At 52.6% G+C, this 18,958-nt stretch carries 16 protein-coding genes; 14 read left to right on the top strand and 2 right to left on the bottom strand.

Annotation, left to right across the window (positions count from 1 at the left end; translation table 11 throughout):
- Positions 1–10: 10 nt before the first annotated feature.
- From mutL to B2R29_RS14920, 10 genes are all read left to right on the top strand, one after another.
- A complete protein-coding gene (mutL, locus tag B2R29_RS14875) occupies positions 11–1,900 on the top strand; it encodes a DNA mismatch repair endonuclease MutL (RefSeq protein ID WP_301181780.1) in 1,890 nt (629 codons plus the stop codon).
- Positions 1,900–2,859 (top strand): tRNA (adenosine(37)-N6)-dimethylallyltransferase MiaA, encoded by a 960-nt coding sequence (gene miaA, locus B2R29_RS14880; protein ID WP_301181781.1) that lies wholly within the window; start codon positions 1,900–1,902, stop codon positions 2,857–2,859. Before mutL ends, miaA begins: the two co-directional genes overlap by 1 nt.
- A gap of 216 nt (positions 2,860–3,075) precedes the next feature.
- Positions 3,076–3,318 carry an RNA chaperone Hfq gene (hfq, locus tag B2R29_RS14885; RefSeq protein WP_301181885.1) on the top strand — a complete coding sequence of 81 codons (243 nt, stop codon included), beginning with the start codon at positions 3,076–3,078 and terminating at the stop codon, positions 3,316–3,318.
- A gap of 198 nt (positions 3,319–3,516) precedes the next feature.
- Positions 3,517–4,827, top strand: a complete 1,311-nt coding sequence (gene hflX, locus B2R29_RS14890) for a ribosome rescue GTPase HflX (protein ID WP_301181782.1) — start codon at positions 3,517–3,519, stop codon at positions 4,825–4,827.
- A 123-nt stretch (positions 4,828–4,950) separates the two neighbouring features.
- Positions 4,951–6,138 carry an FtsH protease activity modulator HflK gene (gene hflK, locus B2R29_RS14895; protein WP_301181783.1) on the top strand — a complete coding sequence of 396 codons (1,188 nt, stop codon included), beginning with the start codon at positions 4,951–4,953 and terminating at the stop codon, positions 6,136–6,138.
- Positions 6,138–7,007 carry a protease modulator HflC gene (gene hflC, locus B2R29_RS14900; RefSeq protein ID WP_301181784.1) on the top strand — a complete coding sequence of 290 codons (870 nt, stop codon included), beginning with the start codon at positions 6,138–6,140 and terminating at the stop codon, positions 7,005–7,007. Before hflK ends, hflC begins: the two co-directional genes overlap by 1 nt.
- Positions 7,008–7,126: 119 nt before the next feature.
- Complete coding sequence (locus B2R29_RS14905; protein ID WP_068437367.1) at positions 7,127–7,327, top strand: DUF2065 domain-containing protein; 201 nt, start codon at positions 7,127–7,129, stop codon at positions 7,325–7,327.
- A gap of 10 nt (positions 7,328–7,337) precedes the next feature.
- Positions 7,338–8,504, top strand: a complete 1,167-nt coding sequence (locus B2R29_RS14910) for an ATP phosphoribosyltransferase regulatory subunit (protein WP_300428509.1) — start codon at positions 7,338–7,340, stop codon at positions 8,502–8,504.
- A 36-nt stretch (positions 8,505–8,540) separates the two neighbouring features.
- Positions 8,541–9,833 carry an adenylosuccinate synthase gene (locus B2R29_RS14915; protein WP_300428508.1) on the top strand — a complete coding sequence of 431 codons (1,293 nt, stop codon included), beginning with the start codon at positions 8,541–8,543 and terminating at the stop codon, positions 9,831–9,833.
- A 410-nt stretch (positions 9,834–10,243) separates the two neighbouring features.
- Entirely contained in the window at positions 10,244–10,702 is a 459-nt protein-coding gene (locus B2R29_RS14920; protein ID WP_301181785.1) for an acyl-CoA thioesterase, read from the top strand.
- A gap of 62 nt (positions 10,703–10,764) precedes the next feature.
- On the opposite strand, the gene B2R29_RS14925 is transcribed toward B2R29_RS14920, so the two are convergent.
- Positions 10,765–12,288, bottom strand: a complete 1,524-nt coding sequence (locus B2R29_RS14925; protein ID WP_300428506.1) for a carbon-nitrogen hydrolase family protein — start codon at positions 12,286–12,288, stop codon at positions 10,765–10,767.
- A gap of 398 nt (positions 12,289–12,686) precedes the next feature.
- Between B2R29_RS14925 and B2R29_RS14930 the strand changes: the two genes are divergently transcribed.
- The gene (locus B2R29_RS14930) at positions 12,687–14,717 is read left to right on the top strand and encodes a metallophosphoesterase family protein (RefSeq protein ID WP_301181786.1); all 2,031 of its coding nucleotides are present in this window, start codon (positions 12,687–12,689) and stop codon (positions 14,715–14,717) included.
- A 75-nt stretch (positions 14,718–14,792) separates the two neighbouring features.
- Here B2R29_RS14930 and B2R29_RS14935 read toward each other — a convergent pair whose 3' ends face one another.
- The gene (locus B2R29_RS14935) at positions 14,793–15,665 is read right to left on the bottom strand and encodes a LysR substrate-binding domain-containing protein (protein WP_301181787.1); all 873 of its coding nucleotides are present in this window, start codon (positions 15,663–15,665) and stop codon (positions 14,793–14,795) included.
- Between the two features lie 124 nt (positions 15,666–15,789).
- Here B2R29_RS14935 and B2R29_RS14940 point away from each other — a divergent pair, with 124 nt between their 5' ends.
- The 3 genes from B2R29_RS14940 (at position 15,790) to B2R29_RS14950 (ending at position 18,939) form a co-directional block, all read left to right on the top strand.
- Positions 15,790–16,911, top strand: coding sequence for an S-(hydroxymethyl)glutathione dehydrogenase/class III alcohol dehydrogenase (locus B2R29_RS14940; RefSeq protein ID WP_301181788.1), 1,122 nt, complete (start codon positions 15,790–15,792; stop codon positions 16,909–16,911).
- A gap of 16 nt (positions 16,912–16,927) precedes the next feature.
- Positions 16,928–17,761 (top strand): S-formylglutathione hydrolase, encoded by an 834-nt coding sequence (gene fghA, locus B2R29_RS14945; protein ID WP_301181789.1) that lies wholly within the window; start codon positions 16,928–16,930, stop codon positions 17,759–17,761.
- A 230-nt stretch (positions 17,762–17,991) separates the two neighbouring features.
- Positions 17,992–18,939, top strand: coding sequence for an SGNH/GDSL hydrolase family protein (locus B2R29_RS14950; protein ID WP_301181790.1), 948 nt, complete (start codon positions 17,992–17,994; stop codon positions 18,937–18,939).
- Positions 18,940–18,958: the final 19 nt, after the last annotated feature.

Consider the following 18,958-nt stretch of genomic DNA (forward strand, 5'->3'; position numbering starts at 1 on the left):
AGTCTGAGCTATGAGCCGAATTCACCTGTTATCGCCACGTCTGGCAAACCAGATTGCCGCTGGCGAAGTTGTAGAACGTCCAGCCAATATCATCAAAGAGCTGGTCGAAAACTCGCTGGATGCCGGTGCTCAGCATATTGATGTTGATGCCGAGCAAGGCGGCATCAAGCTGCTGCGTGTACGCGATGACGGTCACGGTATTGGCAAGGATGACCTTCCGCTGTCTCTCAGTCGTCATGCCACCAGTAAGATCACGACGCTTGATGATCTCGAAGCTGTTGGCACGATGGGCTTCCGTGGCGAGGCGCTGGCAAGTATCTCGTCGGTATCACGCCTGACCCTGACTTCCCGAGAGAAAGGCTCAGATGAGGCCTGGCAGGTAAAAGCGGAAGGGCGCGATATGCAGGCTGACGTCAGCCCGGCCGCACACCCGACCGGCACCACGGTCGAAGCGCGCGATCTGTTTTTTAATACGCCAGCGCGGCGTAAATTCCTGCGTACAGAGAAAACAGAATTTTCACACCTCGAAGATACGCTGAAAAAGCTCGCACTCAGCCGTTATGACGTCGCCTTTACTTTGCGTCACAACAACCGCGTTATTCATTCGTTGCGCCCGGCGGCAAGAGCCATTGATCGCGAGAAGCGCGTGGCGACACTGTTGAATCCGCAGTTTATGGATAACGCAGTACATATCGAAACCGAAGGGGCGGGTCTGACCATTGAAGGTTGGGTTGGTTTACCGACGTTTTCGCGTTCGCAGGGTGATATGCAGTATTTCTTTGTGAACGGTCGTGCGGTAAGAGACAAGCTGGTGGTGCATGCCATTAAACAGGCTTACCGCGATGTGCTCTATCACGGTCGCCAGCCTGCGTTTGTGCTGTACCTCTGGCTGGACCCGAAGCTGGTGGACGTTAACGTTCACCCGACCAAGCACGAAGTGCGCTTTCGCGATGGACGTCTGGTACACGATTTTATTTTCCGCTCTCTGCACCGTGCTCTGGCGGATATACGCCCCGAGCAGCCAACGGCGAATTTGCAGCCGAGTGCGGCACCGGCTGCAACGGGTACAGAAGCAGGAGAATTCCAGGGGCAGAATCGACTCGACTGGCAACAACCGGCTAATGAACGGACCCCATTTTCTGCGCCTGCTGACGGTGTGGCGACTTCAACTGCGCAGAATTATTCGGGCGGTTCTTTTGGGCAGAGTTTTTCTGACAGTCGTCCCGGGCAGGGGGCTGTCGCCGAACAATTACGCAGTTACGAGCAGCTGAATCAGGGGGCGCCACAACCACTCCCAGAATCCAGTGCAGAAGACCTGCCGCCACTTGGGTTTGCCGTCGCTCAACTGCACGGCATTTATATACTCGCGCAGAACGCTCATGGCCTCGTGGTTGTCGATATGCACGCGGCACACGAGCGTATTACCTACGAGCGTTTAAAACTCGCTGTCGATGAACAGGGCGTTCAGAGTCAGCCGTTGCTCGTACCCGAAACACTGCACGTCAGTGAGCGTGAAGCCGATGCGGCAGAACAGTTCTCCGATGAATTCCGTCAGTTTGGTGTCGAGCTGGCAAGAGTATCGCCAGAGAGCCTGATGATTCGTCAGATTCCGGTACTGCTGCAACAGGCAAATGTCGGACAGCTGATCACTGATATGCTGAGTGATCTGATGGAGCATGGCGCGTCTGACCGGATTCTCGCCCATCGTAACGAACTGCTGTCGACCATGGCCTGTCACGGTTCTGTGCGGGCAAACCGGAAACTGACCCTGCCTGAAATGAATGCTTTGTTACGTGATATGGAAGCCACTGAACGTTCAGGGCAATGCAACCATGGTCGCCCGACCTGGACTCAGATGACGATGTCAGAGCTGGATAAGCTCTTTCTGCGGGGGCGGTGATGTCAGGCTCTCTTCCACCGGCGATTTTTTTGATGGGGCCGACGGCTTCCGGCAAAACGGCGCTCGCACTTGAGTTGGTTAAAAACCACGATTGCGAAATTATCAGTGTCGACTCAGCGTTGGTCTACAAAGGTATGGACATAGGGACGGCAAAGCCTGACGCCCGTATGCGAGCCCAGGCACCACATCGTCTGATCGATCTGATTGACCCTGCCGAGGCATACTCCGCGGCGAACTTCCGTGAAGATGCATTACGCGAAATGGCCGACATTACCGCCGCAGGCAAAGTCCCTTTGCTGGTGGGCGGCACCATGATGTACTTCAAATTCCTCCGTGATGGCGCAGCCGACCTGCCGAAAGCCGATGAAGCAATCCGGCAGCAGCTACTTGAAGAAGGCCTTGAGAAAGGTTGGCCGGCGATGCATGAACGGTTGGCAGGTATTGATCCTGAATCCGCAGGCCGTCTGAAACCTATGGATTCTCAGCGCATTCAGCGTGCGTTGGAAGTCTATCTGATCTCGGGTAAGACGCTCACAGAATACTGGGCCGAGCAACAGACTGAACCTCTGCCATACCATGTTGTGAATCTGGCGGTGTGCCCCTCAGAGCGTAAACGGCTTCACGAACGTATTGCCGAGCGTTTCCGGATCATGGTCTCCGATGGCTTTATCGACGAGGTAAAAGCGCTGCGTGCCCGTGGCGACCTTGATAAGAATATGCCGTCCATTCGTTGCGTTGGATATCGTCAGGCGTGGGACTATCTTGATGGTGAATACGACTACGATGAGATGGTCGAACGGGGCATTATTGCGACCCGCCAACTGGCAAAACGTCAGATCACCTGGCTACGAAGCTGGCCCGATCTTCATTGGCTGGATACCGATGATCCGGATATTGTCAGAAATACCTTGAAAATACTCAGCACCAACGCCATATTTAGCCGTGAGAACGGCTGCTGACCGTATTGAATTACCATAACAATGCAGAATTCGGCATTCTCGGGCTGAACCCGACGACCAAATATGTGTCTGTACAGATGAATCGGTGTAGGTGTACCGGTTTATTTCATGGCCGCCATGTTAGTTTTGGGGCAGGTTCTGGCCAACAATGGGGCAATCTACTATTACTTCGCCGACCGCAGATTGGAAGGCACTCTCTCATTTAGGAGAACAACTATGTCAAAAGGGCACTCTTTACAAGACCCTTATCTGAACCAGCTTCGTAAGGAGCGGATCCAGGTTTCTATCTTTCTGGTAAACGGCATTAAGCTGCAGGGACAAATCGAGTCATTCGATCAGTTTGTTATTCTGCTCAAGAACACTGTTTCTCAGATGGTTTATAAGCACGCAATTTCTACTGTTGTGCCTAGCCGCAATGTGCGTCTGGCACCAGCAGAACAGGCTGAAGGCGACGAATAATCGCCCGACCTGATCAGGGGCTTTGCCGTAAAGAGGGCAGGCCCGCTGATATTCCCACCATCCGACAGAGACAACCACTGTGTTGTTATTGAGCGTCTGAGGCGTTATTGCGTCTTGCATCTGCTATTTTTATCGGAAACATCCGGTACTGCCTGATTTAAAAATTCTGATTAATCGCCGACAAAGGTACATCTATCTGTGTTTTTTGAGCGTCCTGACAGTGGTGGCGAAGAAGCCATCCTAGTACACGTCGACTTCCCTGAAGGAGCGAACCGGGAGGATCTGAATGAGTTCCGCGAACTCGTCATTTCTGCGGGGGCGGATCCGGTAGATCTGGTGACGACCAAGCGCGATGTTCCGCACGTGAAAACCTTTGTCGGTAAGGGCAAGGTCGAAGAAATCGCCGAGGCTGTGCGTATGCATGATGTCAGCCTGGTGATTTTTAACCATGCACTGACGCCAAGTCAGGAACGTAACGTAGAGCGCGAGATTAAGTGCAGGGTGCTCGATCGTACTGGTCTGATTCTGGATATCTTTGCCCAGCGTGCGCGTACCCATGAAGGTAAGTTGCAGGTTGAACTGGCGCAGCTACAGCATCAGTCGACCCGTCTTGTCCGTGGCTGGACTCACCTTGAACGTCAGAAAGGTGGTATCGGCATGCGCGGGCCGGGTGAAACGCAGCTTGAGACTGACCGACGTCTTCTGCGGGAACGGGTAAAAAGTATTCATGCCCGTCTCGAAAAAGTAAGGGCGCAACGTAACCAGAGTCGTCGTGCGCGTAAGCGCTCGGATGTACCGACCGTTGCTATCGTCGGATACACCAACGCGGGTAAATCGACTCTGTTCAATGCACTGACGCAGGCTGAGGTCTATGCTGCAGATCAGTTGTTTGCAACGCTTGATCCAACCCTGCGACGTCTTGAAATTGATGACGTGGGTGAAATTGTTCTGGCGGACACGGTTGGATTTATCCGACATCTGCCCCATAAACTGGTAGAGGCGTTTCGCGCGACCCTGCAGGAAGCGGCAGAGGCAGACCTTCTGATGCATGTGATTGACTGTGCATCCGAAGAGCGGGACGGCAACATTGAGCAGGTTGAGTTGGTACTTGGTGAGATTGAGGCGGATGAGCTCCCTGAATTGCGGGTATACAACAAAATTGACCTGTTAGAATTTGGCGAGCCGCGCATCGACCGCAACGAAGATGGTGTACCGGTTGCTGTGTGGGTCTCAGCGCAGGAGCGACTCGGATTTGACCTGCTGTGTCAGGCCATGACCGAGCTGTTAGGCGAAGAGATTTTCGAAGACCACCTGACTCTCGCGCCTGCGGATGCACGCCTTCGTGCAATTCTTTACGAAAGCGGTGGCGTTCAGGGCGAGGATTTTGCCGATAATGGTGATATTCACCTGCACATACGAATGCAGTTGCAAGACTTTAAACGAGCGTTATCTAAAGCTGAGGTTCCGGAGTCGCGCTTTATTGCGCAGCCTGCAGATCCCTGGCTTTAGCAAAAGTCGGCGGTTAGTTGTGCGATTCAATGCCTGATGGGCTGGCCGCTGCGCTCAAATCCGTTATCATGGCGGACGTACTATTCATTTATGACAAAACAGCCACACTGACTGGAGTGATCTATGGCCTGGAATGAGCCTGGCGGTAATGGCAATAAGCCCAAAGACCCTTGGGGTAACAACAACAAGGGCAATGGTGGCGGTGGCGGTAATCAGCCACCCGATCTGGACGAAGTTATCCGCAAACTGACCGATAAACTGAATGGTCTGTTCGGTGGTAAAAAGAGTGGTGGAAATAACAACAACGGTGGCGATGGCAGCATCACCGGCTTTTTGGTTGTTGCCGCTATTATCGTAGCAGTGCTGCTTGGTATGAACTCCGTATACATCCTCGATACTCAGGAGCGTGGTGTTGTGCTGCGTACTGGTAAGTTTGATCGTATCGAAGGTGAGGGTCTGAACTGGAAGCTTCCGGTCATTGAAGACGTAATCATCGTCAACGCAACCCGTGTTCGTGAAACCGAAATCCGTGAAAGCATGCTGACCGAAGACGAAAACATCGTCGACGTGAAACTGAACGTTCAGTACCGTGTGACCGATCCAGTATCTTACGCGCTGCGTGTTGAAGATCCGGAACTGACATTACGTGATGCTGCTGAAAGTGCGCTGCGTCATGAAGTGGGTTCGACCGAGATGGACCCGATCCTTACGACAGGCCGTGTGGTTCTGGCAGAAGCAGTTAAACAGCGTCTGCAGTTCTATATGGACGAGTACAACACGGGTATTACTCTGCAGAACGTGAACATCAAAGACGCAACGCCGCCAGCCGCGGTGAAAGAAGCGTTTGATGATGTTCAGCGTGCCAAGCAGGATAAAGAGCGCACTATCAACGACGCCGAAGCGTACGCCAACTCGGTCGTACCAGAAGCTCGTGGTCGTGCTCAACGTCAGCTTGAAGAAGCCCGCGCTTATCGTGAGCGTGTTGTCGCCCGCGCAGAAGGTGAAGCGGATCGTTTCACCAAGTTGCTGAGCGAGTACAACAAAGCACCAGCGGTCACCCGTGAGCGTCTCTACATTGATGCTGTAACTCAGGTGTACAACAAGAGCAGTAAAGTACTGGTGGATGTTGAAGGTGGTAATAACATGATGTATCTGCCTCTCGATAAACTGACCCAGCAGGTTCAGGGTGCCGCACGTCAGTCTGATCTCAGTGATGACGACATTAAACGCCTGACCGATGAAGTGATCCGTGAAGCGAATTCTCGTCGTACTTCGGGCAGTTCATCTACTATTCGTCGGGAGGGTCGATAATGTCACCTAAAGCATTTACTTCGCTGATTGTTATTGCTCTGGTGGTCCTGATTGGTAGCCAGAGTTTCTACATCATCAAAGAAACCGAGCGTGCTATTAAGTTGCGCTTCGGTGAAATGATCGATGATGATGTACAGCCAGGTATTGGATTCAAAATACCTATGGCAGACGTCATTAAACGCTTCGATGCGCGTGTACTGACGCTGGATACTCAGCCATCACGCTTCCTGACTTCAGGTAAGAAATACGTCATCGTTGATTCGTTCGCGAAATGGCGCATCAAAGATGTGCGTAATTACTACCAGGCAACCTCGGGTGACCGTACCCGTGCGACGCTCCTGCTGGAAAACCAGGTGAACAAGGGCCTGCGTGACGAAATTGCAGCGCGCAGCCTGTATGAAGTGGTTTCCGGTGAGCGTGACCAGCTGATGACCAAACTGACCGCAATGCTCAACGAGCAGACGCAGGACGAGCTGGGTATCGAAGTGTTGGATGTTCGCGTTAAAGCGATCGACCTGCCAGATGAGCTGAGCAACAACGTGTATCAGCGTATGTCAGCTGAACGTGGTCGTGAGTCGCGTGAGATCCGCTCTGAGGGTAACGAGCTGGCTGAAGGTATTCAGGCAGATGCTGATCGTCAGAAAACGGTGATCGAAGCAGAAGCCTACCGGGAAGCAGAGCAGATCCGCGGTGAAGGTGACGCTGAAGCATCACGTATCTACGCGCAGGCGTTCAACAAAGATCCTGAGTTCTACTCATTTACCCGCAGTCTGAAGGCTTACACCGAGACCTTTGAAGGAAACGATATTCTGTTGCTCGATCCTAAGAGCGACTTCTTCCGTTACCTGAACGACTCTAAAGGGAACTAATGGCAGTCGGGCCTGAACATGTTTGCATGTTCAAGCCCGGTCAGCTCTGGTAGAATCCCGCAACCGGGCTGGTAGCCCGGTTTTTTTGTGCAATTCTGTTTTACATCAAGGTAGAGAAAGTGTCCGCAGAAGCCTGGCATACACTGGCGGTGGCCGTCAGTCTGGTGCTGATTATCGAGGGCGTTATCCCTTTTCTTTACCCCGCACGATGGCGCCAGCTGGTGATCCGGATGGCCGAGACAGATGACCGCACCATGAGAATGATCGGGCTCTTCAGCATGTCGCTGGGGCTCATCCTGCTTTACCTGTTTAACAATTGAAGGCTGGACAATGACTGGAGCTGACCGTTGGCTGCTGCCTGATGGCATTGACGAAATCTTACCGCCACAGGCGCGACGTATAGAACAGTTACGTCGCCATCTGCTCGATTATCTCGATAATTGCGGTTATGACTTCGTTATCCCGCCGGCGCTGGAGTATCTTGATTCACTGCTGACCGGCACGGGCAAAGACCTTGATCTGCGCACGTTTAAGGTGACTGATCAGCTGTCTGGCCGCCTGATGGGGTTGAGTGCGGATACAACACCGCAGGTCGCCCGTATCGATGCGCACAGCCTTGCACCAGAAGGTACCAGCCGCCTGAGCTATTGCCGTACTGTGTTTCACACGCGTCCGGCGTCACTGCTGGCCAGTCGCACGCCAACTCAGATTGGTGCGGAGCTGTATGGCGTAGCTGGCACCAGTGCCGATGTCGAAATCATCAGCGTGATGCTCAGCCTGTTGTCTGAAGCTGGTATCGAAGGTGTTCACCTGGACCTCGGTAATGTCGGTGTATTCCGCGCCTTAGCCGACAGTGCTGGTCTGAGTGATGAGCAGCAGAGCGAACTGTTCGACCTGCTCAAGCTTAAGTGTCAGACGGACACATTGGCGTGGGTTGAGCGTGAGCTGAGTGACAGCCGTTTAACTGAAGCATTCAGCCTGGTGGCTTCAATGCAGGGCAGTGCCAGTGCACTGACCGACAAATTTGCGCGCTTAGCTGAACTGGTGCCCGTTGCGGCGCAGCAGCTGAGCGATATGACACAGGCGATTGAAGCGCTGATGCAGCGTTTTCCTCAGGTATCAATCACCTGTGATCTGACCGAATTACGTGGTTATGATTACCACACAGGTCTGGTATTTGCGGCCTATGTGCCGGGCTACGGTGATGCTGTAGCTCAGGGCGGTCGCTATGATGAAACCGGTGCTGATTTCGGGCGAGCACGTCCGGCAACCGGTTTCAGTGCCGACCTTAAAGTACTGGCGGCTCTCGGTCAGCGTCAGTTTGAAGCAAAGGAAACCGTGGCCGCTCCTGCGTCGGATGATCCGTCGTTATGGCAGGCAATCACGGACTTACGGACCAAAGGATACCGTGTAGTGACCGAAGCGAATGGTGATGTTGCAGGGGCGTCTCAGCGACTGCAGCAAAACGATGGCCAGTGGATACTGGTCAGCGCCTGAATTTTTAAATTTAACGACTGAGTGAAAGATTCTGCCATGGGCAAAAGCGTTGTTGTTCTGGGCACCCAGTGGGGTGACGAAGGTAAGGGTAAAATTGTTGACCTGCTGACTGAAAAAGCAGCGGCCGTCGTCCGTTTTCAGGGTGGCCACAATGCAGGTCATACCCTGGTAATTAACGGTGAGAAAACTGCACTGCACCTGATCCCGTCTGGCATCCTGCGTGATGGCGTTCGTTGTGTGATCGGTAATGGTGTGGTTCTGGCGCCGGATGCTCTGTTGAAAGAGATCCGTGCGCTTGAAGATCGTGGTGTTCCTGTGATGGATCGTCTGCGTATCTCTCACGCTTGCCCTCTGATTTTGCCATATCATGTCGCTCTGGATCAGGCGCGTGAAATTAAGCGTGGTAACGCGAAAATCGGCACGACAGGCCGCGGTATTGGCCCGGCGTACGAAGACAAAGTGTCTCGTCGTGGACTGCGTGTTGATGACATGTATCAGCCAGAATTTGCCGACAAACTGAAAGAAGTCATGGAATACCATAACTTCTCGCTGGTGAATTACTACGGCGTTGAGCCGGTCAGCTACGAAGAGACGCTGGCTGCCTGCATGGACTGGGCTGCGCAGATCAAAGACATCGTTGTTGATGCGGTTGATCTGGTACACACCGTACGTGAAGACGGTGGCGATATCATGTTTGAAGGTGCTCAGGGCACTCTGCTCGATATCGACCACGGTACGTACCCATTTGTTACCTCGTCAAACACCACCGCCGGTGGCGTTGCGACAGGCTCCGGCGTTGGTCCGCTGTACCTTGACCAGATTCTGGGTATCACTAAGGCCTACACCACTCGTGTTGGCGCGGGTCCTTTCCCGACGGAACTGTTTGATGAAGTCGGTAAGCACCTGGCTGATGTGGGTAAAGAGAAAGGTACGACCACGGGCCGCGACCGTCGTTGTGGCTGGTTCGATGCCATGCTGGTTAAGCATGCGATTCGTGTTAACTCAATCAACACTATCTGCCTGACTAAGCTGGACGTGCTGGATGGTCTTGAGACCATTAAGGTCTGTATCGGTTATCAGGATGAAAATGGCAACACGCTGAAAGTACCTGCGTCGGCTGATCAGTTCGAAAAAGTGACTCCAGTGTATAAAGAGCTGCCAGGCTGGACTGAGTCCACGTTCGGTGCCAAGAGCATTGATGACCTGCCAGAGAACGCACGCTCGTACATCCGCTTTGTTGAAGAAGCGATTGGTGCGCCGATCGATATTATTTCGACGGGCCCTGACCGCGTTGAGACCATCGTTCTGCGTCACAGCTTCGAACTCTGATTACGATCACTTTTCGTAAGTCTCTTAAGACCCGCTTCGGCGGGTTTTTTATTGCCTGACGAAAAGCTGACGATCTGCCGGTAACTGACAAAGCCCGGTGGATCACTTATCTGTTTTCTGACGTTTTTCTATTTCGGGTTCCTGAATGTTCAAAGAGAGGAAATCGGAGCCGTCTTGTGGCCGGATAAGTCTTGCCGTTGGGACTAATAATAAAGTACTAGTTAGTATTCATAATTCGTTCCCTTGCCAGCATTGACTAGTACCTTATTCGTATATTTGATTATTTTTCACCCTTTTTATTTAGGCGGGCATAGTCGTTGCTCTAGTACTTTCGTCGGCAGTGACTGACACCTTTTCTTATCGCTGGCCACGATGGCGAGCACCAATGAAGTATTAATGGGGCGATTATCATGCTGGATTTATACGATTATCCGATTGTTGTTGAGATACCCGTAGCATGGGGCGAAATGGACTATTTTCACCATGTGAATAACACGGTGTACTTCCGCTACTTTGAAAGCGCGCGCGTAAAATACGTGGAAGCGATCAAAATTGAAGAATATATGGCGAAGACGGGCATGGGGCCGATTCTTGGCAGCACCAGTGCTAAGTTCCTGGCGCCGCTTAAGTACCCAGACACCATCAGTATTGGGATAAAAAGCGTTAAGCTGGACTCTGGCCGGATCGTTCAGGAATACGGCGTGTGGAGCCACGAGACGTCCCGTCTGGTTGCTAAAGGCGAGAGCACTATGGTCTTCTTTGATTATAAGAAAGGCCGACCGTGCGACATCCCTGAGGGCCTGCGCGAGAACATTCTGAAGTTAGAGCCATACCTGGCCGAAACTAACAAAAGTACGGAAACTGCCTGAGGCAATTTCCGCACTACCGGGATGACTGTGTTTATCAGCATCCCGGCTTTTTCTCTTCTTGTTTATTTTTTGATCACAACGTCATAGAGGTCTTTACGACGGTCTTTTAAGTTTCTGACCGAGCCTTCGTTATGCAGAATGCGTAACTTATCCATATCCAGATCCGAGAACAGCAGCATTTCGGTATTCGCTGTGGCTTCCGACAGGGTCGCATCATGCGGGAACGGGAAGTCTGACGGTGTCAGTACTGCCGACTGACCGTACTGCACATCGAGACTCTCCACTTCAGGAAGGTTACCAACGCTGCCTGCGATGACGACATAGCATTCGTTTTCAATGGCTCGGGCCTGGGCGCAGTGGCGTACACGCAGATAGCTATTCTTGGTGTCTGTCCAGAAAGGCACAAACAGAATTTCCAGGCCTTGCTCCGACATGATCCGGGACAGCTCCGGAAACTCAACGTCATAGCAGATCTGAATACCCACTCGGCCTGCGTCAGTTTCAAATACCTGTAGTTTGTCGCCGCCTTTAATGACCCAGTCATTTTTCTCGTGCGGCGTGATATGAATTTTGCGTTGCTCATCCACCTGTCCGCTGCGGTGGCACAGGTACGAGACGTTATAAATCGCTCCGTCGTCCATGATCGGCATCGAGCCGGTAACAATATTCGCGTTGTATTCTACTGCCATGCGCGACATGGCATCGCGGATCGGATCGGTAAAATCGGCGAGAAAACGGATGGCTTCTGTCTGAGATGTCTGCGGACCAAGCCCCATCAGCGGTGCGTTAAAAAATTCCGGGAACACAATAAAGTCGCACTGATAGTCCGATACCGTATCGACAAAGTACTCGACCTGCTTCAGCAGCTCCTCCAGTGACTGAACGGTACGCATCTGCCACTGAACCGCGCCCACGCGTACTGTCGTTTTGCGGAACTCAAGAACAGTATCGGTCGGCTCATACAGAATATTATTCCATTCCAGTAGCGTCGCGTAGCCAACAGACTCAGAATCTTCCGGCAGGTACTTTTTCAGCAGACGTTTTACCTGAAAATCATTCGACAGCTGGAAAGATAAAATCGGATCGTAAATTTCTTTGGTGTCGACCTTATGGATAAATTCCATCGGTGACATTTCTTTGCGATATGTGTGATAGCTCGGGATACGGCCACCGGCAAGAATTGCCTGGAAGTTATACTGGCGACAGAGTTCTTTACGGGCGTCGTACAGGCGTCGCCCGATACGCATACCGCGGTGCGACTTTTTAATAACAACATCAAGGCCGTACAGCGCGTCCCCGTCAGGATTGCTGCGGATAACATCATTAGCTCCGACAATATCCTCGTACGTGTGTGGGTTGGAGAAACGCTTGTAATCCACCTGCACAGAGAGAGCAATCCCTACGAGGGTGTCACCATCAATAACGCCGATCTGGCCTTCAGGGAACTCCTCGATCAGGCGCTTAATCGTATGCTTAGGCCAGGAGCCGCCAAGCTCTGGGTAAGCTTCATCCATGAGTACTTTAATGTCGGGATACTGCTTCAGTGTCAGGTTACATAACTCAAGATGAAGACGTTCTGATGCCATGTATTTACTTCTCTTTCAGGAACGGAGGAAATTTCCCCTAATCTAGCAGGAATGCGGTTCTATTCAAAAATATGCTGTCGATATCCGAACCAGTGAGACCTGTTGTGGCGAAAAGGATTCAATATTTTCTGAAAACAGCGATCTGTGGTCGGGACAGTACTGACCATTAAATGTAAGAAAGAACCTCCACGCGCGCGTTACTCCTGAAGTATGTCGCTTGAATGACAGCAACAATTTGTTGCGAATAAAGTGAAGCCTTCAATGACATTGCACCAGCATGTCAGTCCACTGCGGCAGAAATAAGCTGGCCTGTCTGGATTCTGCAGGCAGCTTCGCTGTCACAGAAACGACATTGCCTGCAGGCTTACTCAGTTCTCCAGAAACTTGGGGGACAATCCATGAATAACTCTAAATTAATAGCTCACCTGGGCTTGTTGGCTGCCGCTGTTGCACTGACAGCCTGTGGTGGCGACAGCAACAGCAGTAGCAACAACACTGAGGCACCCGATACCAGTATCGATACGCCAGTCGCCGAAGCACCACAGACAGAACAGCCTGAAAATGAAGATGTTGCTGAAGATGCGCGGTTCGGTGCCTTTAAAGTAGGCGTTTTGCCAGACACTCAGGGTGGCTCCGATGCTACGGGCCAGGCGCATGTCGCGATGCACCCGATGGACGAAGTGCTGAAGCACCAGCTGGCTGCCGGTGTTGATCTGGTGATACCCGTGGGTGACCTGACAGATAAAGGCTCAGCGGTTGAGTGGGAAGAATGGACCAGTGTTGCGCGCCCGTACAAAGAACAGGGAATGGAATTCCTGCCAGTCATGGGTAACCATGAACTTAATTACTCGTACACCACCGGTTGGATTAACGCGATGCGTGAATTCATTCCAGAAGACGCCGTGCATATGCCGGGGTATGAGTGGGTGAACTACTACGTTATCCGCGAGAACGTACTCATGATTGGGCTGGCTTATTACAATCTGCCGCTGGCGATTAAATGGATCGAGCAGGTCGTTGAAGAAAACCGCGCCGACGTCGATCACATTGTTGTGGCCAGCCACGACGGTCTGATCGGTGCAAAATACGGTCAGACCCGCGAACAGATTGTTGAAGGCACCAAAGACGACGATTGGGTTTATAGCGTTGCTGATGAAATTCGTGCGTTCTTTTCTGAGCACGATGTCATTTATATGCAGGGCCACGAACACCAGTATCAGCGCTCGCTGATTGCACGTGATACCGCTCAGACGTCATTCCCTTCAGGTTCCACGCCCGAAGGCGGTAACTACCGCATGAACACCTACACGCAGATTCTGTCGGGTAACGCGTCATACAAGGGCTATGAATTCCGTTACGGTGAGCGCGAACTGGTGCAGATGATTGTGTCGCAGAAAAACGCCACCATGAGCAAAGGCTCCGATCACTTTGATGTGAACTCAAGTGTTCTGGCATTTGATAACGACCGGGTGGATTACAGCTCGTTCTACGCCGAACACACGGCGCAGAATAATAATGCTGATCAGGATTTCGATGCTGACTGGCACCTGATGGATAAATTCTCGCGCACCACCAACCGCTGTGAGACGGTTGTTTATCCGAATAATATTCCGGAAGGTACCCGCGCCGTGATGGTATTTCAGCCGATGTATGAAACGGACTTCTGTCTGGCCGACGACGGCTCTGCCGCGCGTCTGGTGGGTGGTACCAACGACACCTTCAACCGCACCGACAGCCGCACCCGCGACATGGGCTTTACGCCGGGCTTCAGCCGTGCTGAAACTCTTACTGATCTGACCCGTCTTGCTTACCAGTGGCTGTATCAGTATCACGAAAGCTGGACGCCAAACCTGAACGCCGGCCTGCGTGCGATTCCTGACGGCGAAGCCAATGAGCTGCTGATTCCGGAAGTGACCGTCGACCTGAAAGAGCACGTGACACTGAGTTGGATGCAGGCGTCTGACGACACTGCCTCTGACATTCTGATTGTGTCTGGCACACAGAACCAGACCGGCATGTATCAGGGCGATTACGGCGAGCCGAAAAACATGCAGACCGATACCGGCCTGACCGTAAAAGACGACGACGGTAACGATTACACCAAGCCTGCGGTCACACTGCCAGCGACTGCTACCCAAAGCTGGGATATCTCAGATGCCGTTGCTGACCCTTACGCGGTTGCGTTTACTGCGTCTGCGGATCTGTCAGGCGACAGCGTGATTCTTGCACAGAAGAGCGGTGACGACTGGCAGCCTCTGGCGGATGCCAGCTGTATCGTCGATGGCATGTGGATGCAAAGCTATGTCACAACGCCACCAGTACGTGACGGTGCCTGCGCTGAACAGCCGCTGCTGGGTTACGACAGCGACGACAATATCTGGTGGACGGTGCTGAACGAAGACGCCGAACTGGCGCTGATCAGCCGCTAATTACCGATAGATAATGGTCAATAGAAAGCCCCGGTTTCGGGGCTTTTTTGTTGTTTTTTACTTTACTATCTGGGTTCACTGCCCCAGATGTTCGGTCAGGTAGGTGAGTAACACGCGCACCTTTGGCGATAACTGCCGCCCCGGCGGATACAGCGCTGAGATACTCTCTTTTTCTGGCCGGTAATCGGTCAGTACTTCAATCAGTTCACCTTGCTCCAGCGCGTCCCCGACATAATGGTTGGGCAGCTGTACGATGCCTAATCCACGGCGCGCCGCGTCGCATAAGGCCTCGCCGCTGTTGCAACGCAGCCGTCCGTTGACCCGCAGAATCCGCTCCCCCTGTTCATCCCGGAAACGCCAGTAATCCAGCGTACCGACCAGGCAATTGTGATGACGCAGCGCATCGAGGGTGTCGGGCACCCCGGCGTCGTCGAGATACGCCTGTGACGCACAGGTAAATAATTGACGACTGCCCAGCCGTCGCGCGACGAGATCGGGGGTATCGATTTTTCCCAGGCGGATGGCGATGTCGAAGTCGTCGGCGATCAGGTCCACCTTCTGGTTCGTCAGCTCACAATGAATACGGATATCCGGATACTGCTCCAGAAACGCATTTACCACCGGCGCCAACTGGCGCTCGCCATAGGTCACAGGCGCCGTCAGCCGGATCAGGCCCTGCGGCACGCTTTGTAACTGCTGTACGGCATGTTCTGCGCCTTGCAAGGCTTCGATCAAAGGGCGGCAGGACTGATAGTAGAGCTGCCCGGCTTCGGTCAGGTGTACGCGGCGTGTCGTCCGGTACAGCAGCTTGATACCGAGGCGCTCTTCCAGCATACGTACCTGTCGGCTCACCTGCGCGGTGGATATCGCAAGCTCAGAAGCTGCTTTCGTGAAGTTCTGCGATTCTGCGACCGCGACAAACTCGTTAACGCCTTGCCAAAGGTTCATTGTTACCAATATGTAATAGTGATTTTATAGAAAGTTAGATTATCTCTATTTGGTAACGAACTACAATGGCCTCCTAATTGGAATACAGATTAAAACCCTGATTAAAAACATGAGGAGATCATTCATGTCCGAGACTATTACCTGCCGCGCTGCCATTGCCTGGAAAGCCGGCGAGCCTCTGTCCATTGAAGAAGTACAGGTCGCACCGCCGAAAGCAGGTGAGGTCCGTGTGAAGATCGTCGCCACCGGCGTATGCCATACCGACGCGTTCACTCTGTCTGGTGATGATCCTGAAGGTATCTTCCCGGCGATTCTGGGTCACGAAGGTGGCGGTATTGTTGAATCTGTCGGTGAAGGCGTCACCAGTGTTCAGGTGGGCGACCATGTGATTCCGCTATACACCGCCGAATGCGGCAAGTGTAAGTTCTGTACTTCTGGCAAAACCAACCTGTGTCAGGCGGTTCGTGCGACTCAGGGGCAGGGCCTGATGCCAGACGGCACCAGCCGCTTCAGCCAGAACGGCAAACCGATTTTCCACTATATGGGTTGCTCAACCTTCTCTGAATACACCGTACTGCCAGAAATCTCACTGGCGAAAGTGAATCCGAGCGCACCGCTGGAAGAAGTCTGCCTGCTAGGCTGTGGTGTCACGACCGGTATGGGCGCGGTAATGAACACCGCTAAAGTCGAAGAGGGTGCTACGGTCGCCATCTTTGGTCTGGGCGGTATTGGTCTGTCGGCCGTGATCGGCGCGACCATGGCAAAAGCGTCACGCATCATTGCTATCGACATTAACGAGAGCAAATTCGATCTGGCAAAACAGCTGGGCGCGACCGACTGCATTAACCCGAAAGATTACGACAAGCCAATTCAGGAAGTGATCGTCGAACTGACCGACGGCGGTGTGGATTACTCCTTCGAATGTATCGGTAACGTTGACGTTATGCGTTCTGCGCTTGAGTGCTGCCACAAAGGTTGGGGCGAGTCCGTCATTATTGGTGTGGCGGGTGCGGGTCAGGAAATTTCTACCCGTCCTTTCCAGCTGGTGACCGGACGGGTCTGGAAAGGCTCTGCGTTTGGTGGTGTTAAAGGCCGTTCTGAACTGCCGGATTACGTTGAACGTTATCTCGCTGGCGAATTTAAACTGAGCGACTTTATTACGCACACCATGCCACTGGATCAGATCAATGAAGCCTTTGACCTGATGCACGAAGGTAAGAGCATCCGTAGCGTTATTCACTATTAACAGAGGAATAGTCGTCATGGAAAAAGTCAGCGAAAACCGTTGTTTCGATGGTCGTCAGCTGCAGTTTACGCACCGTTCGGAAGTGCTTAACTGCGACATGCGTTTTGGCGTTTATCTGCCACCTCAGGCCGAGGTCAGAAACGTCCCTGTGCTGTACTGGCTGTCAGGCCTGACCTGTACCGACGAGAACTTTACCCATAAAGCGGGCGCACAACGTGTCGCCGCTGAACTGGGTATTGCCATTGTAATGCCGGATACCTCGCCACGTGGCGAGGGTGTGCCTGACGATGAAAATGAGGCCTACGATTTTGGCTTAGGTGCTGGGTTCTACGTGAACGCCACCGAAGCGCCGTGGTCTGAGCATTATCGTATGTATGACTACGTCGTGAACGAGTTGCCCGAACTGATTGAAGCGGAATTTCCGGTCACGGAAAAACGCGCTATCAGTGGTCATTCAATGGGTGGTCATGGTGCGATCACGATCGGGTTAAATAACCCGGATCGCTATACCAGCATCTCGGCGTTCAGCCCGATCTGTCATCCGATGGATTGTCCGTGGGGTGAAAAAGCGTTGGGTAACTACCTGGGTCCAGATAAGTCGGCTTGGAAGAAACACGACGCCAGCGAACTGTTACGTACGGCAGAAACGCAGCTGCCTCTGCTGGTTGATCAGGGCCTTGCCGATAACTTCCTTGAAGAGCAGCTGAAGCCCGAAGCACTGGAAACCGCCGCCGCAGAATCCGGTTATGCAATGAAACTGCGCCGCCACGAAGGCTACGACCATAGCTACTTCTTTATCTCGAGTTTTATCGATGAGCATCTCCGCTTTCATGCGAAATACCTCGGTTGAGGATTTCGCATGAACCTTCTCTGAGTGCTTTCTCAGAGCTTCTCTTGCCCGGCAACTGCCGGGCTTTTTTTGTACTGTTCATCTCTGTTCTCTCTGACAATTAAGAAGGGAGACAAAGTGAGTCAAGCGAAAGGCTATTGCTGGCTTCGTCCTTGTGGCGGTTGCTGCCATTGATTATCTTTCTGGCGTCTTTACTCCAATTCAGCTCAAAAAATACAAGGAATGTTGATATGCGCAAAATCCTCCTGACCGCGGGTTTACTGCTCAGTAGCACTCAAATTGCTCTCGCTGGCCCTCATTATCACGGCAGTCACGGCGGAAGCCCCCTCCCGGATGAATCACCAGAGACACTGCCTGTACTTATTGTTGGTGCATCGTTCGCAAACGGTAAGGCTCCATTTGATGGTGACCTGTCGTCACCCTTGCTTGGCCTTTCAGTTGGCACTGGTCAGTACATTTCGTTGGGTGATGCCTTGATCCGGAATCGCACACACAGCGGCTATGTGGTTAATGAGGCACAGGCCTCTGCAACGACCTTCGCGCGTGAGAGTTGTCGTACTGCACTCTACGCTGGTGGCTGCAGCACCGCAGAAACAGACAGTTATCAGACGCAGGTATTGCGCGCCAGTTCGCGTGTCTATTCGTTGGCTAGCGGGGCCTACAATGCTGAGTACGTTGTGGTTACGGCGCCGAACGATTGCTTGCACTCTGATGCGTTTGGTCTGCCTGAGAGTGACGCGAAGCAGTGTGACGAAGAAGACATGCAGGATGTTGCCGACCGCATGGTCGAAATCGGACAGCTGGTTATCGGTTTAGGCATGACGCCTGTTTTTGCACCCTACCCGGACGTGAGTACTATCGACCTTGAACTCTTTCGTCAGAGCTCTTTGCTGGAGTGGACTATCTCCCCGACAGACTACCAGATGCTCAATAATATCGTCATGACGACACTTGCATCTGATCTGCCTGACGCTCTGATTATCGATTACTGGGCGGAATATGCTCACATCGGTGATGGTATTCATCCAGACCTGGCAACGGTGGAAAATGCAGCGGACATGATTCTCGAAGGTATTGGCTATAACGTCATCGCCGAGCATCCGCGAAACAATGGTCGAGGCCATAAGCACGGGCACCATCACCGTGATGGCCATAACAAACGTCATAATCGTCGCTGATATCAACCGAAGCGATTGG

It is taken from the genome of Thalassolituus sp. UBA3500 (assembly GCF_002377545.1).
Classification (GTDB): domain Bacteria; phylum Pseudomonadota; class Gammaproteobacteria; order Pseudomonadales; family Oceanobacteraceae; genus Thalassolituus.

Excerpts from the sequence above, each read along its gene's own strand:
- mutL (WP_301181780.1), top strand. The coding sequence starts at position 11 with ATGAGCCGAATTCACCTGTTATCGCCACGTCTGGCAAACCAGATTGCC.
- miaA (WP_301181781.1), top strand. The coding sequence starts at position 1,900 with ATGTCAGGCTCTCTTCCACCGGCGATTTTTTTGATGGGGCCGACGGCT.
- hfq (WP_301181885.1), top strand. The coding sequence starts at position 3,076 with ATGTCAAAAGGGCACTCTTTACAAGACCCTTATCTGAACCAGCTTCGT.
- hflK (WP_301181783.1), top strand. The coding sequence starts at position 4,951 with ATGGCCTGGAATGAGCCTGGCGGTAATGGCAATAAGCCCAAAGACCCT.
- hflC (WP_301181784.1), top strand. The coding sequence starts at position 6,138 with ATGTCACCTAAAGCATTTACTTCGCTGATTGTTATTGCTCTGGTGGTC.
- B2R29_RS14910 (WP_300428509.1), top strand. The coding sequence starts at position 7,338 with ATGACTGGAGCTGACCGTTGGCTGCTGCCTGATGGCATTGACGAAATC.
- B2R29_RS14915 (WP_300428508.1), top strand. The coding sequence starts at position 8,541 with ATGGGCAAAAGCGTTGTTGTTCTGGGCACCCAGTGGGGTGACGAAGGT.
- B2R29_RS14920 (WP_301181785.1), top strand. The coding sequence starts at position 10,244 with ATGCTGGATTTATACGATTATCCGATTGTTGTTGAGATACCCGTAGCA.
- B2R29_RS14925 (WP_300428506.1), bottom strand. The coding sequence starts at position 12,288 with ATGGCATCAGAACGTCTTCATCTTGAGTTATGTAACCTGACACTGAAG.
- B2R29_RS14930 (WP_301181786.1), top strand. The coding sequence starts at position 12,687 with ATGAATAACTCTAAATTAATAGCTCACCTGGGCTTGTTGGCTGCCGCT.
- B2R29_RS14935 (WP_301181787.1), bottom strand. The coding sequence starts at position 15,665 with ATGAACCTTTGGCAAGGCGTTAACGAGTTTGTCGCGGTCGCAGAATCG.
- B2R29_RS14940 (WP_301181788.1), top strand. The coding sequence starts at position 15,790 with ATGTCCGAGACTATTACCTGCCGCGCTGCCATTGCCTGGAAAGCCGGC.
- fghA (WP_301181789.1), top strand. The coding sequence starts at position 16,928 with ATGGAAAAAGTCAGCGAAAACCGTTGTTTCGATGGTCGTCAGCTGCAG.
- B2R29_RS14950 (WP_301181790.1), top strand. The coding sequence starts at position 17,992 with ATGCGCAAAATCCTCCTGACCGCGGGTTTACTGCTCAGTAGCACTCAA.